Annotated in this window: 13 protein-coding genes and 2 pseudogenes; 7 read left to right on the top strand and 8 right to left on the bottom strand. The window is 41.8% G+C overall.

Going from position 1 to position 16,744, the window contains the following annotated elements:
- Positions 1 to 37: 37 nt before the first annotated feature.
- Positions 38 to 256, bottom strand: a pseudogene (locus H5123_RS17415) (transposase domain-containing protein); the annotation flags it as partial.
- Between H5123_RS17415 and H5123_RS17420 the strand changes: the two are divergent.
- A pseudogene (locus H5123_RS17420) lies at positions 257 to 692 on the top strand (diguanylate cyclase); the annotation flags it as partial.
- A gap of 184 nt (positions 693 to 876) precedes the next feature.
- Positions 877 to 1,266 carry a transposase gene (locus H5123_RS20700; RefSeq protein ID WP_259395692.1) on the top strand — a complete coding sequence of 130 codons (390 nt, stop codon included), beginning with the start codon at positions 877 to 879 and terminating at the stop codon, positions 1,264 to 1,266.
- Positions 1,267 to 1,394: 128 nt separating this feature from the next.
- Here H5123_RS20700 and H5123_RS17435 read toward each other — a convergent pair whose 3' ends face one another.
- Positions 1,395 to 3,641: a S41 family peptidase gene (locus H5123_RS17435; RefSeq protein ID WP_182698775.1), complete on the bottom strand. Its 2,247-nt coding sequence runs from the start codon at positions 3,639 to 3,641 to the stop codon at positions 1,395 to 1,397.
- Between the two features lie 53 nt (positions 3,642 to 3,694).
- A complete protein-coding gene (tnpB, locus tag H5123_RS20870; protein WP_182698776.1) occupies positions 3,695 to 3,988 on the bottom strand; it encodes an IS66 family insertion sequence element accessory protein TnpB in 294 nt (97 codons plus the stop codon).
- Between the two features lie 1,096 nt (positions 3,989 to 5,084).
- Between tnpB and H5123_RS17445 the strand changes: the two genes are divergently transcribed.
- Together H5123_RS17445 and H5123_RS17450 are read left to right on the top strand one after the other, a co-directional pair.
- Positions 5,085 to 5,831, top strand: a complete 747-nt coding sequence (locus tag H5123_RS17445; protein WP_182698777.1) for an HAD-IIA family hydrolase — start codon at positions 5,085 to 5,087, stop codon at positions 5,829 to 5,831.
- A 266-nt stretch (positions 5,832 to 6,097) separates the two neighbouring features.
- On the top strand, positions 6,098 to 7,756 hold the full coding sequence (locus H5123_RS17450) for a M28 family metallopeptidase (RefSeq protein ID WP_182698778.1): 1,659 nt from the start codon (positions 6,098 to 6,100) through the stop codon (positions 7,754 to 7,756).
- Between the two features lie 137 nt (positions 7,757 to 7,893).
- Here the strand turns inward: H5123_RS17450 and H5123_RS17455 are convergent, their stop codons facing one another.
- Positions 7,894 to 8,289: an ACT domain-containing protein gene (locus H5123_RS17455; protein WP_182698779.1), complete on the bottom strand. Its 396-nt coding sequence runs from the start codon at positions 8,287 to 8,289 to the stop codon at positions 7,894 to 7,896.
- A gap of 538 nt (positions 8,290 to 8,827) precedes the next feature.
- Here H5123_RS17455 and asnB point away from each other — a divergent pair.
- On the top strand, positions 8,828 to 10,492 hold the full coding sequence (gene asnB / locus H5123_RS17460; RefSeq protein WP_182698780.1) for an asparagine synthase B: 1,665 nt from the start codon (positions 8,828 to 8,830) through the stop codon (positions 10,490 to 10,492).
- Between the two features lie 109 nt (positions 10,493 to 10,601).
- Positions 10,602 to 11,120 (top strand): GNAT family N-acetyltransferase, encoded by a 519-nt coding sequence (locus H5123_RS17465; protein WP_182698781.1) that lies wholly within the window; start codon positions 10,602 to 10,604, stop codon positions 11,118 to 11,120.
- Positions 11,121 to 11,161: 41 nt separating this feature from the next.
- Here the strand turns inward: H5123_RS17465 and H5123_RS17470 are convergent, their stop codons facing one another.
- From H5123_RS17470 to H5123_RS17485, 4 genes are all read right to left on the bottom strand, one after another.
- Positions 11,162 to 11,374, bottom strand: coding sequence for a DUF1289 domain-containing protein (locus H5123_RS17470; RefSeq protein WP_182698807.1), 213 nt, complete (start codon positions 11,372 to 11,374; stop codon positions 11,162 to 11,164).
- Positions 11,349 to 11,699, bottom strand: coding sequence for a VOC family protein (locus tag H5123_RS17475; RefSeq protein WP_182698782.1), 351 nt, complete (start codon positions 11,697 to 11,699; stop codon positions 11,349 to 11,351). Before H5123_RS17475 ends, H5123_RS17470 begins: the two co-directional genes overlap by 26 nt.
- Positions 11,700 to 11,828: 129 nt before the next feature.
- Positions 11,829 to 12,530 (bottom strand): DUF445 domain-containing protein, encoded by a 702-nt coding sequence (locus H5123_RS17480; RefSeq protein WP_182698783.1) that lies wholly within the window; start codon positions 12,528 to 12,530, stop codon positions 11,829 to 11,831.
- Between the two features lie 135 nt (positions 12,531 to 12,665).
- Positions 12,666 to 13,061: a GNAT family N-acetyltransferase gene (locus tag H5123_RS17485; protein WP_182698784.1), complete on the bottom strand. Its 396-nt coding sequence runs from the start codon at positions 13,059 to 13,061 to the stop codon at positions 12,666 to 12,668.
- Between the two features lie 312 nt (positions 13,062 to 13,373).
- On the opposite strand from H5123_RS17485, the gene H5123_RS17490 reads away from it, so the two are divergent.
- Positions 13,374 to 16,724: a DUF748 domain-containing protein gene (locus H5123_RS17490; protein ID WP_182698785.1), complete on the top strand. Its 3,351-nt coding sequence runs from the start codon at positions 13,374 to 13,376 to the stop codon at positions 16,722 to 16,724.
- Positions 16,725 to 16,744: the final 20 nt, after the last annotated feature.

The following is a 16,744-nucleotide window of genomic DNA, read 5'->3' on the forward strand; positions in this document are numbered from 1 at the left end:
TTTTGCAGTTGTTTTGTAAGCGTCTGGGCAACTACACCTACTTTTTAAAATTCCATGGTAACAGGCTGTCGATATTCGGTGCTGGTTGGTACAGTTCATTAAGGCAAGCCATGATGTAATCAAATGGGATTAAACCATTTACCTTTGCGGTTTCGACAATGCTGTAAAGTGTGGCGCTGGCATGTGCACCGTTAGCCGTTTGACTAAATAACCAATTCTTTCGGCCTATCACAAACGGTTTTACCGCCCGCTCTGCACTGACATCCCGCGTCTACAGGTATGTTGTCACCTGAGCAGAGTCAAAACAGAGCTCTATTTTAGGCAGAGTATTGCGTAAAAATAGAAGCAAAAACCAAGAAGCCTGGTTATACACCTTCGCCGCACCGAAGCTTGTCGAGTTTGCAAACCGCATAGCTGAAGAGATACCTGACATTCCAGTGATATTTAGGCTATCTATAGAAGCTGACGTTACACAAGACCTTGTTAAGCCCCTTTCTTTGCTATCTAAAGACATTCCACCAACTACAATAAGTGAACTTAAATTAGGAAGCACCTACTTCGATGAGCAAATTCCATCACATCTGACAGAGTTGGTATCGATAGAACGCTCATGCCCTACGGCAACACTGTCATTTGAGTTACTCGGTGGTTTAAGGGAAAAAGTAGTTTCAACTTTTAGTTCACCGTTTTGAATTCACGTATCAAAGTATGGTAATACCCTTTAATTTAATTGTTTGTCCTAAGTTTTATCAAAGATATAAAACTGTGAAGTGACTGAATCGCCACTGATTTCCTAGACACCTTTTAGTTAGATATGGACGGCCCCGAGTCTTATGGACAAATTTCACCTAAGCTTTTTGCATAGGAGATATGTTTATGAGCGGACAACGATATACCCCAGAATTTAAAGAAGAAGCCGTTAAGCAAGTTACTGTTGCCGGTCATTCCGTTGCTGACGTTGCTCAGCGTTTAGGGACTACCACTCATAGTCTTTATGCTTGGATTAAACGCTACGGCCCCGACAAGGTGAATGAGTTGAAGAAGCTCCCACGCAAGAACAAGCTGACCATCCGTTACGAATACCTGAAGGCCTGTATCCAAGCCAAGGTTGAACATCCATTTTGGATAGTTAAATGTCAGTTTGGTTTCGTCAAAGCCAGGTACAAGGAACTGGCTAAAAACGACAGTCAGCTGATGATGTTATTCAACTTGGCGAACCTAGTGGGAGTCGACCAATTAATAAGCGCACAGGCGAGATCTACCTAAAATGGGAAAATCGACCTAAAACAGGTCCAAAATCAGCCTCATAGAGACGATTTTTAGCTGAAAATAGGAAAATAGAGCCACAGGACGTCGATGATGATGGCCTTGGGGCTCATGTAGGGAGAATCTGACTACTTAATCGCAGCTTCCCTAGTTCTAATTACCTCAATAGCCTTTTCCACTAACTCATCCCTACCTTCTTTCACTCCTTCTATGGTTTGCTTCACCTCTAAATCAGGAATAATACCTACTCTTTGAGTTTCTCCACCGTCAGGATAATAAACTCCAAGACCGGAAAAAGTCGTCCTTAATAGACCCGGCAGAGCAAAGCTCACAATGTTGCCATCTGCACCTGACGTTTTACTCCCTATTATCGCAGTGTCTCTACCCGCCCTAAATGCCATCGCAGTAAACTCAGCTTGACTTTGCGTGTTTTCATTCACTAAGACAACTAGCTTTCCTTTAAAAGTCACTTCCGACGGTTTAAGAACCGCTACATTACCAACGCCAAACTCACCCGGGTTATTTATGTTTGGATAAGTGAATTTCGCGAATGCTCTTTTATCTTCCACGAAAAATGAACCCAAACTATACATTGATGGAGTGTTAGGATAATTTCGAATATCAATTATAATGCCTGCCGCATCCTTGAATTGATTTTTTATAGAATCCACATCCTTTTTTTCAATGGTGGCCAACGTAACGTAACCAATATCCCCATCGATAGTTTTATAGCTTTTTTCACCCTTAGGTTTGCGATACAACTGGAAAACGTGCAACTCTTCCTTTTTGAATAATTTTAGCGACGTATTACCCATTAACTTGTCGCGCCTAAAGCTTATATCTATTTTAGCCTTATTCGACCTCAACAAATCAGGAGCAATATCTCTTAGCCTTGAAGCTTCATTTGATGCAGGGTAATAACGCAGCTTATCCCTAACCAACTCTTCCACGGCGACACCATCGATCTCTGTAATAACATCGCCTATAGACAGGCCGCTCAGGCGGGACATATCGCTGATATCACGCTTGTTTTCCGTGTAAAAATCCACCACAACAAGCTCACCCTCAACAAACCTTGTGAAAACTGGTGGGTAAAATTCACCTCGCATTTTTTCAACTTCACCGCGACCAGCCCATAAATTAGCATGCGTATCCTTAAGCTCACCCATTAAAGATAGCGCCACTTTTTCATAATCTAACCGATTTTTTGCCCCTAGAAACAATGGAATATATTCAGCGAGAACACTACTCCACTCCTTATCAGTCAAATGCTTATACGGAAAAAAATATTGAACCAAGTTCCAGTACCGGTATAAAGCTAATAATCTAAACCCATCATCTGGATACGGCATATTAGAATAAGCTTTTTCATTTGAAAAAATGACCCTCCGCCTACTGTTTGTGGTTACATAAAAGCTCGCGCCTTGTCTCCGCCCCTCATAAACCGAGTTCAATTTTTTGATTAGTTCTTTTGATAGACCGAATTCATAAAACCATCTATGATCTGGCTTCAGAACAGACTTCTGATTTGTCACCTTACAATCAATACACAGAGTCACCTTACCTAACCGATCGATCCAACCTACCAGACTCTTGTCTCTCTCCTGAACATCCATAACTGAAAGATAATCTGGAAGAAACCTAAACAATTCATAATCCCAATTATAATCTCCCCCTCCCACATTTGGATGGTGATATTTCAGAAACCCCCACACCCTCCCTAAAAGGTCTAAGTTTATTAGTGTTGCCTCATCCACCCCAGACAAAACCAACATTGAACCAGAATCAAATTCGTCATCCTTATATGCGCGAGGAGTCTCACGTAGTTGAGAACTTGTTAATGGTTTATCGTCTATCAGTATCTGAAGATCATCGAACCAAACTTTCCCATTACCCGATAACACACCACCAACTGTAATCGCAGAGGCATTTTTGAGTTCAACATCCAAACTAATCTCAAAATCCCTCCAATCATTGTCACCGAATAATTTCTGCTCTCGCATATTACTCGAGGCTTGATCAGGGTGAACATTAAGCATCAACCCCACCCATCCATCAGTAATACCCTCAGTTTTCACAGCCCCCCTCAACTTAATGTTTTGCCCCTTCGCTTGGAGCGCCAACCAATAACCAAAGGAGCCAGCGTTAGGTTTACTTCCTTTAAACTCAACCGAAACTGATCGCTGCCCACGTTGAAAAACCTTATCATCAACCGAAAAGCTATACCCAGCCTCCCCTCCAGATACCCTCCACCCACTACTGGGGAACTTATCGTAGGTTTCGAAATCTAGGTCAGGTAAACGAGGCTTAGCCATCCCTCCGAAAGCCGCTAACAAAGAAAGCAACAAAACCATGATACGTATATTTTTTTCCATTTTATTAACTTCCTGAATCCTTTACTTCTTCGTAAGCGTCTGGGCAACTACACCTACTTTTTAAAATTCCATGGTAACAGGCTGTCGATATCCGGTGCTGGTTGGCACAGTTCATTAAGGCAAGCGATTATGTAATCAAATGGGATTAAACCATTTACCTTTGCGGTTTCGACAATGCTGTAAAGCAGTTTGAGCTTATCACGGCCTTTATTACAAAAGACAAATAGCGCGCCACTGAGCACAGGCAGTTCAAGCTCTGCTTCCACCAACGCCGCCAATCCATTAATCGATTTACGAAAATCGACCATATCGGCACATAAATAAACGGTGGGTACATCAACAAACATCTTAATGCAATCAGCCCTTTAATGATGGCAACGATATCGGTCGTTGCTAGATCGGCAGGAAATGTGAGTTGGCCCCTACGCGTATCAAACTGTAAGGGATGTTGATGAGTTTGCGAGCTGCCTTCAGTGGTGGTTTGTTTTATCTGAATAAAGCGTGATGATGTAGCGCAGAAGCCTGGCTTTAATAAGGTTGGGCTTTGCTGGTTCTCAGCCTGTAAAGCACGCTGTTTATAGTAAGTGGTAATAGCGACTTTATGGTGTTGGCAGAATTCAATATTAGTGCCTTTGAAATTGCTGCGTTGCTGAAGTAGTTCAAGCCACTGTGCACTTGTCCTGTAAGTTTTCATCACCTGCTCCGAATTTAATCATTGAGCAGGTATTTTCAGATAGTCAGATTAACGATGCGAGGTGTGGTTCGCTAGACGGATACGTTGTTTTTTATACAACCTTTCGGCTAATTACCTGTTTGATTATACCTTTTAAGGTCAGTTTATGGTTTTTATCTTTGCTCGGTAATTGCCTTCCCTGATATACCTTGCTGACTCACTTTGAGAAAACGATTTAGTTATCTTGACTATGAAATGTTCAGCATCAACTCTGAACTTGAGGCCGTTGAAGAAAATGACGAGAACTGGCCATGGACGGCCAGCTAGCTTTCGCGTTACAGAATGTACTATCGGAAGCGTTATCATTTTCACGATTTATTACAAGATGGACCGAGGCAGGATTCAAACGAAGTAAAAAACTGGATCAATCCCCATGACGACCTTTTCGCATCTAATATTTAAGTAATTGAGAAATGTTGCGGGGCGGCTGGGCTAATTCTTTTATAAACAGTAAAGAGATAACAGCCGTTGGTTTCCTCTTGCTCTGGTTTAAGTGAAAATCACTATGTTCGTGGTCGCAGACCATATCTATCAACAGCTAGCCGAGTGTGTAACAAAAAGCCTACCCCCCCCTATACGATAATCTATTCCCCTACTCACAACACAGTAAATCAATCACCAAACAGGTACTTTTTGTATTTAATCGTTGTTTTCTTAATTGAATTAGCATTAGATGTAAGCAGGTTGTATTTGAAGGAAGAAATGACTGAATGAAAAATATTATTTGCGATATTGATGGTGTGTTACTGCACGACAACAAGCTAATTCCTGGAAGCGACAAGTTTATTCATCGCGTACTTGAACAAGGCAATCCGCTAGTTATTCTCACTAATTATCCCGTTCAAACGGGTAAAGACTTACAAAACCGACTTGGCGCTGCAGGTATTAATGTACCAGAAACCTGTTTTTATACCTCAGCGATGGCCACGGCCGACTTTCTAAAACACCAAAATGGCAGCAAAGCCTATGTGATCGGTGAAGGTGCGCTGACCCATGAGTTGTATAATGCAGGTTTCACTATAACCGATATTAACCCAGACTTTGTCATAGTCGGTGAAACTCGCTCGTACAACTGGGACATGATCCATAAAGCATCGCGTTTTGTTGCTGGCGGTGCCCGCTTTATTGCTACGAATCCAGACACCCACGGCCCAGCATTTAGCCCTGCTTGTGGCGCCTTGTGTGCAGCCATTGAGCGTATTACAGGTAAAATGCCATTTTATGTGGGTAAACCTAGCTCGTGGATTATCCGCTCTGCGTTAAATCATATTCAGGGACACTCTGAAAACACTGTGATTATTGGCGACAATATGCGCACCGATATTTTAGCAGGCTTCCAAGCGGGTCTAGAAACCATTTTGGTTACCAGTGGTGTAAGCCAAATGAGTGATATTGATAAAGAACCTTTCAGACCAAATCATGTGTTTGCATGTGCTGGTGATATTGATATCGTTTAGTGACAATTGATCTATAAGATTGCGTCTCACATGTCTAAGCATATGTTTAATGACAAGAAGCCTTCATCTCTCATCACTAATCTATGCGAGTTAGCACGAGAAACTTTGCTCCAACCCAATAAGATCAATTAGTTAATAAGCTGACTTGCTGTCATCACAATTTACATTAGGTAACATATTTCCAAGCCAGTGACCTTGTTTTCAAGCACTGGCTTGGCTCATTATGCTTGTCTGAAATAAAACTAAAAATAATAACAGGACATAGCATGAAACGATTGTTTCCTTTTTGCGCCATTGCCTTACTAACAGCATGTAACAATGAAGATGTTAAACACGCTTCGACTGAGCAAGTCAGCGCAACCCAAACCGCTGCCGTTACCTTCGATGAACAACGCTTTAGAACGGATATCGAAACATTATCCTCTGATAAATTTGAAGGCCGTGCTCCCACAACTCAAGGCGAAAAACTGACCCTAGAGTATTTATCTGCAGCTTTCACCCAAATGGGCCTTAAAGGCGCTTATAAAGGCAGTTTTCTGCAACCTGTGCCTATGGTGAGTTATACCGCCAGCGAAAAACAGCAGGTTAATTTAGCAGGTATTAAGATGCAATATCGTCAGGATATTGTGCTTAGCAGTCGTCACAATAACCACCAAGTGAGCATTAAAGATGCGCCATTGGTGTTTGTTGGTTACGGTATTAATGCGCCTGAATATGGCTGGAATGATTACCAAGACCTCGACATGAAAGGCAAAATCGCCATCATTTTGGTTAATGACCCTGGTTTTGCACATCCTGAAGGGGCCAAGTTTAATGGTAAAGCGATGACTTACTATGGCCGTTGGAGTTATAAGTTTGAAGAAGCCAGTCGTCAAGGTGCATTAGGCGCAATCATTATCCATGAAACTGAGCCGGCCTCTTACCCTTGGTCGGTTGTCGAAAATAGCTGGACCGGTCCACAACAAGATCTAGTATTAAGCCAGGCGGAGCAAGATCAACGCATTCAAGTTGAAGGTTGGTTAACCTTAGACAGCGCAACAGCCTTATTTGACAAAGCAGGCCTGTCATTAACCTCGTTAATGGATCGTGCGGCCAACAGTTCACTTAATGTCGATTTAGCTCAAACAGCTAGCATTGAATTTGCTAACAAAGCGGAGTTCGCCGACAGTTATAATGTGGTTGCTACCTTACCAGGCACCACTCAAACCGATGAACAGATTTTATTCACCGCTCACTGGGATCACCTAGGTAAAGATGACACCAAAGACGGTGACCAAATTTACAACGGTGCATTAGATAACGCTTCCGGTACTGCAGGTATTTTAGAAATCGCCCGCCAATTTGCCCAGCGCGCCAAACAAGGTCAAGGCTTAGCCCGCTCATTAACCTTTATTGCCACTACTGGTGAAGAACAAGGCTTATTAGGCTCACGCTACTATGCGGCCAACCCGATTTATCCTATTGATAAAACGGTGGCAGTATTTAATCTCGACAGCACCAATGTTTACGGCAAAACCAAAGATTATACTATTGTCGGTAAAGGCCAGTCAGAATTAGAAAACTATTTAGACCGCGCCGTTGCTAAACAAAATCGCATCAGCCAAGGCGAACTTAACCCTGCATCAGGCGGTTTTTTCCGTTCAGACCACTTCAGTTTTGCCAAGTTAGGTGTCCCTGCCGTGTTTGCCGGAGGAGGAAATGATCCCCTTGATGATGCAACGGCACAATACAAAGCGTCAATGATGGTGAAAATGAAAGGCTGTTACCATAACGTGTGTGATTATTATCACCCTGAATGGGATTTATCCGGTGCGTTACAAGATTTAGGTGTGTATTACCAAGCTGCAGCTGAATTAGCCAATAACCAAGATTGGCCAGGATACTTTGCAGCTTCTGAATTTAATCAGTTACGCCCAGCAGATTAAGCCTATAACCCCAGTTCCTTCCCCCCCAAGGATTAGCCCATCATCTATTTGATGGGCTTTTTTATGCTGGGTTTTATGATGATTCTTATTTTGTTATTAACCTACTTAAAACAAAGGTCATCAATCAGATAAAAGCCCTAAACAGCAAACTCATTTAATGCCTCAATAGCTAAAGCGGCCTTTTCTGTTTGCACAAAAATATGGTCGTGATAGTAGGCCGCAATCACGTTAGCACTAATGCCCTTTTGTGAGAGTTTATGAGCTACCGCTGCCGTTAACCCAACGGCATCAAGACTAGAGTGCACCGTTAAGGTAATACCTTTAAACACGGACTCAAATGCTAAGCCACCAGCAATAGCAGCCGCTTTGGTTAGCACTAAAGTCAACCCTTCCGTTTCACGAAACGTTGCCAGCGGCGAAAAAGTTTGATAATCACCATATTGACCCGGTACCGAACAAAAAACGTATTCATCTGCTAATAATATCGGCGACATTGATGCCAGTAACTTAGCTAAATCTGTTTCACCAACCACGGTATTCTCCTCAAAAACCATCACTCAACTTACGTTAACAACAGAACGTTCAAACGAATGCCATACTCATATACTCAGCTGTTTAGCTGTTAATCTTGTGTCGTTCAGCTTAGTCTTATTAGACACTGACATTGATCTAAATGATTACCATAAAGGCTCAATCTAGAGGGGTAATATAGATCATAAAATATCCTAAGCGGCGCTTTTACCAATAAAATTAAGCAACAGAAAGGACAACTTAGACCGTTATTGCACAAATAAACAGCAAGCGCACTAGCTTAGTGCAATAATCGTGTTTAGTGGTATTTGATTGTGAAATCTTAAAAAAAATAGCCACAATAGCCAATAAAATAAACATGTATCAATAAAAACGCCTTTTTAATAAACATTTATCAATTAAAAAGATATTTTAAAGAGATAAAATCACTAAAATAGACATTTTTATGATGTTATCTTAAAAAACAAGCTTGGCAGTTAACGAAAATGCTGGCAGAGTAGGAACCAGATAAAGATTAGCCAACGCTGCTGGAGCCGTATTATGTGTTCAATATTTTCGATTTTAGACATCAAAACTGATGCAAGCCAACTGCGCCAAGTGGCGTTAGAAATGTCAAAACTACTGCGTCACCGTGGTCCAGATTGGTCTGGTGTGTATGCTGATGACCAAGCTATTTTAGCTCATGAACGTTTATCAATTGTTGACGTTGACCACGGAGCACAACCACTTATCAGTTTTGATGGCAACTTAGTGTTAGCCGTAAACGGTGAAATTTATAACCACAAGCAGTTAAAAGCACAGCTAGGTGAAAAATACCAATATAAAACCAACTCAGATTGCGAAGTGATCTTGTCACTTTACCAAGAATACGGTTGTGATTTTTTAGATAAACTTAACGGCATCTTTGCATTTGTACTGTATGACAAAGCCAAAGGCACTTACTTAATCGGTCGTGACCATATGGGAATTATCCCGCTTTATACCGGTCATGATGCGTCGGGTAACTTCTATGTTGCCTCAGAAATGAAAGCATTAATGCCTGTGTGTAAAACAGTTGCTGAGTTCTACCCTGGCCAATACTTATATTCTGCCGATGATAAGCCAACACAGTATTATCAGCGTGATTGGCGTGATTTTGATGCGGTTAAAGACAACCCAGCCAGCATTGAAGAATTACGTGAAGCATTAGAAGCTGCAGTAAAACGCCAGTTAATGTCTGATGTACCTTATGGTGTATTACTCTCTGGTGGCTTAGATTCATCAGTGATTTCTGCTATTACACAAACATATGCAAAGCACCGTATTGAAAACGACGGCGAAACCGGCGCATGGTGGCCACAACTGCATTCATTTGCTGTTGGGTTAGCCGAGTCTCCAGACTTAGTCGCGGCGCAAAAAGTGGCCGATGCCATTGGCACTATTCACCACCCTATTGTGTATACCTTCCAAGAAGGTCTAGATGCAATTAAAGAAGTGATTTACCATTTGGAAACATACGACGTCACTACCATTCGTGCGGCAACACCAATGTATTTAATGGCACGTAAAATTAAAGCCATGGGCATTAAAATGGTGTTATCTGGCGAAGGAGCTGACGAGTTATTTGGTGGTTACTTGTATTTCCATAAAGCGCCTAACGCTCAGGCATTTCATGAAGAATTAGTGCGAAAGCTTGATAAACTGCATTTATTTGATTGCTTGCGAGCCAACAAAGCCATGGCAGCATGGGGACTTGAAGCTCGGGTGCCTTTCTTAGATAAAGAGTTTATCGACGTTGCAATGCGCATCAACCCAGAAGCCAAAATGTCCAAAGATGGTCGCATCGAAAAGCATATTTTACGTCAGGCATTTGAGCACAAGTTGCCAAAGGAAGTGGTATGGCGTCAAAAAGAGCAGTTCAGTGATGGCGTTGGCTACTCTTGGATTGACGGCTTAAAGGCACACGCGGCGGCAAACGTGGATGACGTACAATTTGCCAACGCAAAATTCCGTTTCCCATACAACACGCCAGAATCGAAAGAAGCCTATTTCTACCGCAGCTTCTTTGAAGAGTTTTTCCCATTAACCACCGCAGCTGAAACCGTGCCTGGTGGAAAAACAGTAGCATGTTCAACACCAGAAGCACTGTTATGGGATGCTAGCTTACAAGGCATTAACGACCCATCTGGTCGTGCGGTTAAAAACGTTCACGCTAGCGCATATTAATCTTTAACCACACAAAAACACCACCCAATCAGGGTGGTGTTTTTTTTAGCACTATCTTGTAATATTGAACCTTACTCTATGAAGATAATAAAAAATAATAAGGCTTTGTATGACAGACATCAGTATTTTTAATCTTGAAATGACCGACCGCAGCCAATTGAAGCCTAAGCATGACGCCAACGGGTTAACCGTGGTTGAAGTACAAATAAAACAATATCAATTCAACCGTTTTCTGTATGAGTTTGTCGGTGCTGGATGGGAATGGACAGATAGACTACCTTGGACCAATAGCCAATGGCAGGCATATAGCGAAGCGGATAATTTACACTCGTTTGTGGCGTATAAAGATGGCGCACCCGCGGGATATTTTGAGTTGCAGCAACAAGATGAGGCTAATGTAGAGATTGTGTATTTTGGCTTAGGAGAGCGCTTTATTGGTAAAGGATTTGGCGGCTATTTATTGACCCAAGCAATTGAAAAAGCATGGGCATTACCCAATACTCGCAGAGTGTGGGTACACACTTGCACCTTAGATCACCCTAGTGCATTGCAAAACTATCAAGCTCGTGGATTTAGCCTGTTTAGAACCGACACTGAACCAAGAACCAATCAAATAACTGCAGACTAAGTCAACCCAATGAGTGAAGCACTGACTCAACACTAACTCAGCTAACGTTTTTTACCTGCATTAGCGCGTTGTTGTAATGTAGCAAGTAAGGCACTTTTTTGCTGATAGTTCATCGCATGCCAGGCTAAAATTTCATCGAGAGTACGATGGCAGCCTAAGCAGACATCCTGTTCATCTAAACAACATTGCCTCACACACGGTGAGGCTATGTTGTTATTGCTGTTATTTTTATTCTGACCAGACGCCATATTCATTGCCATTAATGTCAGTGAAATGAAACCGTCTACCACCAGGAAAACTGAATATCGCTTTGGTTATCTGTCCACCGGACTGAATAATTTTAGCTTCTGTAGCCGATAAATCTTGGCTATAAATAACGATTAACGGGCTGCCCTTTGCCAAGGTAAATTGACTGTCAGCTTGATAAAAGCCACCGTCAATACCGACTCGTAAAAAACAGCTGTATTGCGGTCCATAATCTTGAAACTGCCAAGCAAACACCTGAGTAAAAAAGGCTTTAGTGGCAATAATGTCTTTCACAGGTATTTCTAAATAATTGATACTATGATGCTGACTCATGCTCACCTCTGTTATTGCACTTTTTAATTTAGTTCAGTCGCTTAGCACCAATTAACCTGTAGCGTCCATATAGAAGGATGGCTTAATCGGACTGGTCACTCTGCTAATGAAACAATGCGTGGTTTGATACTATTGTTGTAGCAATGCCGCTACGGCACCAATAATGCCACCAAATACACCGCCCCATACCACTAACCAACCTAAATGGGTTTTAATCATATCTTGAATGATTTGTTTGACTAATTCTGGCGTAAGCTCATTTAAACGCTGGTCAACGATATTGGCCACTTTCGACTGCATATCGGCGATAACATCCGGTTTTTCAAGCTCATTAACTAAAATTGCATTGAACTCTTCACTTTGGGCCAGTTCCACTAAAGACAGCTTCATTTTTTCAATGAATGGTTCTTTTAACGGAATTAACGCCTCGGTGCCACCAAACATGGCTAACATACCACCAAACGATGACTTTTCAATGGTCGACACCAATGCATCAAATGATGGCGCTAAATCAATTTTTTCAATCACAGGGGTTAAATCGATACTGCTAGCACTGCTGGTTGTCAAAAAGCGATCAATATTCTCTTGAGTAAAAAATTGCTTCATCATGAGATGTTTAATGCCCGCTTTAAACTCTTCAAATCGTGACGGAACCACGCCAGAGCCATACAATCCAGGGACTTTTTCAAACAACATGTGGATAGCTAACCAGTTTGTTATCGCGCCCGACAATGCAAATAAACCTATTGTCATCACAATGTGTTGCTGTAACACATACCCGACCACCATAAGAATGGCGGCAATAAGGTTGGTTAATACGCTCTTATTCAATCTCTTTTCCTTAACGTAGATGATGATTAATAAATAAAAAACCTGCGCTATTTTACCAGAAAATAACTGAGGTCTACATAACTCATCGTTTATGTCGTCAAAGACTTGAATACCCCACTGTTCAACTGATCAGCTTTATACCAAGCAACTATCCGATTCAGACTCGCCGAAGGCTTCATCATCGTGACGGTTAATCAATAATACTCCCATGCTGTGTGCCAGTAATTGGGCCTTTGTATGCATTTGACTCACCACATTATGTTGCTGATAGTCTGACAGGACAAATACATCTTCTAAATGCCATACGGGTGCCAGGCGCACTGAGGAGAATGATGGATATAATTGAATAAAGCCCACAATATTGTCATCTATGAGGGCAACAAAAATCATCGAATCGTTTTCGGCCAAGCGGTTTTTCAAAAATGAATGACACGCGGGATAGTCAGCGGATTGTTGTAATTGCTGCCGATATTGATCAAATAACAGGCTAAGCGGTTCTAAATCAATGCTCGAGGCAAGACGGATTTGCATTTATCATCCTTGAAAGTAGGGTTCAATATCACCTTAGATATCGCCATTATAATGTGAGTTAAATGATGAAATCACAACATCAAGGTTAACCACATTATATCGACACAAGTCATTAACAGGGCATTTGCGCTTAACATTCTCAAATGAGAAAAGCATAAAACCTATCAATTACATTAACTTAAATGTAAATCTAACATCTATGTCCACAAATGTAAATTAATCCGTTTTACTCACAAAATAATCATTCGTTAAGATCGTTTTTTTGCTAAAATAAACTACTGTCGACACTGTTTCACATCAAGATTATCTCATATGACCTCGTATTTCTCTCAGATGCGCTCAGCGATTAATTCTCGCTTTCGTATACAAAAATTAGCTCTTTATGGATTAACTCTTTATCTATTAGGCTGTGCTGTTCTTGGTGGCGTTATTCCGTACATAGCCAAACAACAAGCACCCGCAATATTAGCCGAGCAGTTAGGCAGAAGCGTGACCTTGCAAGACGTTCGAATCAATCCATTTACCTTAGAACTCAACATCTCTGGCTTGGTGATTAATGAATTTAATAGCCAACAAACGTTTGCGTCATTAGCTAATGTGTATGCCAATATCCAATTATGGCAATCCATTACGTCTTGGTCATTGGTGATTGAAGATATCCGCTTAGTGAAACCCACCATTAAGGTGGCGCGTTCGCAAGCAGCTGATCAGCAAGTGGTGTTTAACTTTAGCGATATTATGACCCGCCTGAGCCAAAATACTCAGCCAACGCCAACCAGTACTGAACCAAGTGTTATCCCCGCGATAAGCATTGCTAATATTCAGATCCAACAAGGCGTATTTACCCTAGACGACAATGTCACAGATACCCACATTAATTATCCTAATATCAATGTGTCATTGGCCCAATTCAATAGCCTAAGTAGCGCGTTAAACGACAAGCAAGAGCAAGTAAATCGTTATAATTTAAGCATAGAAGATCAATTTAAAGCTTCAGTGACACTGCAAGGACAATTCCAATTAGCGCCATTGGCCATTGAAGGCGATCTTAATGTTACAGGCATTGATTTATCGCGCTATTGGTCGGTTGTCGATCAACTGTTTGCCATGAATTTAGCGGAAGGTATGTTGAGCCTAAACGGCCAATACAAGGTGGTATTACAAGATAAAAACTTAGCCCCGATCACTGATATAAAAGTCACCAAGGGGCAGATAACAATTGATCGCTTTAAAGCCTTGTATCAACAAGATGAGAAAATTGCGATTGATGTGTTAGCGTTAAAAAACATCAATCTTGATAGCCTGAAAAAACGCGTGAATATTGATGAGTTCCACACTGAAAATGGTAAAATCAAACTCAAGATCACCCCGACAGGCGCTGATCTCGTTGCGTTGTTGTTACCTAAAAATACTGAGCTGACGACTGAGGTTGATACCGTAAATCACACTCGCACAGATGACACACCATCAGAAGCATTAAATAGCGATACCACAAAAGCGAGCACTTCAGAGCCATCTGCCCCTGTGACAGACAAGGCGGTTGCGGTAGTCAACAAGCTCACCACAGAGGTTGCCACTGAACAGACTACAGATGCTGACGATGCTACGATCAATAGCACTAGCCAACACACGCAAACCTCTCTTGGCTCTGATACAACAGCGTTATCTGCGTCTACAGCAGAAACGACCTCAGTAACCCCTCAATCGCAAACGGTATCTAAAGCAGTTGACGCTGACGCACCTTGGCTCGTGACGCTCAACAAAATCTCTATTGCAAAATATTTAGTCGATCTGGGTGAAGGTATTGCCAGCGATAACATTATCCTATGGCAAATTGGCCCAATAGATATCATTACTGGTATCGTGAAATCTGATCTATCAACTCCAATTGATTATCAACTTTCAGCAGGCATCAATGCTCAGAGCTTATTAACCTCTGTTGGGAAAATTGATGCCGTCGCGCAAACTGTCGATGCGGACATCGATTTTAGCAACATGTTGTTATCACGCTTACAACCCTATATCGCCCCGTACATAAATATGACCATAGAAGACGGGATGTTTTCAACTAAGGGCCGTTTGCATGCCGATGCCAAGGACATGCTGACCTACTCAGGTAGCGCAAACATCAGCCAATTGCATATTAACGATAATGTCTTAAAACAGCCTTTGCTGACATGGGAAACCATGGACATCAACCAATTAGCGTTTGATCGTCAACAAGCTAAAATTGATATCGATGAAATAAACTTCGATACCCTATTTAGTCGCCTAATTATTTCCGCTGACCGCACTACCAATATCAGTGCATTAATCAACACAACTGACACTGCAACACCCCCTAAGCAAGTTGGCGTTGAACCCAGTAATGCCAGAGCGACATCCGCCGATGAAGCTGCTGTATTATCGGCTGGCAATGAGTCACCCGCCACTGCCAAGCCCGCGCAAATGCAGCTTAATATTAATAAAATTGGTTTTAAAGACAGCTCAGCCTTCTTTGCAGATAACTCCTTAACACCTAATTTTGCTTCCGGCATTGAAATGCTTAACGGCCAAATCACCAACTTATCATCGAATCCTGAAACTACAGCATCCGTTGATTTAACGGGTAAAATAGACAAATATGCACCCGTAACCCTTAAAGGCGATGTTAATCCATTACTCGCGCAGCCTTACCTCGACCTTAACTTAAACTTTGATAAAGTTGAACTGACCTCGGTAAACCCTTATTCAGGCACTTATGCAGGCTATTATATTGATAAAGGCCTGTTGTCATTAGACCTCAACTACCAACTTAAAAATAATGCCTTGGTCGGTAGCAATCACGTTGTGATTGATCAACTCAAGCTAGGTAAACCCAGTAATAGCAGCCTAGCCACCAGCCTACCGGTTACGCTAGCCGTTGCGTTGTTGCAAGATCGCAACGGCGTGATTGATTTGGGCGTTGATGTTTCTGGGGATATTGATTCTCCAAGCTTTAGCTTTGGTAGCATAATAATTAATGCCTTAGGCAATGTTATTACCAAGGTTGTCACCTCACCTTTTTCGTTTTTAGCAGGTCTTGTGGGTGATGATGAAGAAATGGATAGAATCAGTTTCGATTATGGACTAAGCACGATTACGCTTAAACAAAAAACCACATTAGACAAGCTGGCTAAAGCGTTAATTGACCGACCGCTACTTAATCTTAATATCAAAGGCAGTGTCGACTTAATTAACGACCAACAAGCGTTAGCTGAATCTCAACTGCATAAAAAGCTGGCTAAAACGGCGGGCATTAAATTCAAAGATTTCCCAAAAAGTTTATCTGCTAGCCAGTTTCCTGCAACAGGGCCGATAGCTGATGCACTCTACCAACTGGCGGAGCAAGAATTGTCACAACCACCACAGGACATCAAGCAAACGCTCAAACAGCAAACACCAGAAATCACAGAAGCCGAATTGATCACTCGCTGGCATATAGGCTTGTACAATATGCTTAAAAACCAACAGCAATCTACTCGTGATGACTTAGGCGAATTAGCACAACAGCGTGCGAAGGCCGTAAAAGCCTATTTAATCGATCAAGCCGGTATTGATGCGGGTAAAGTATTTGTACTTGAGAGCCGTATCAACACAGCTGAAGATGCCGCTGAAGCATCGCTTGAACTACAAGTAAAATAACCTGTTGTTAGCTGTTAACC

This window comes from Shewanella sp. SR43-4, assembly GCF_014163845.1.
GTDB lineage: Bacteria > Pseudomonadota > Gammaproteobacteria > Enterobacterales > Shewanellaceae > Shewanella > Shewanella vesiculosa.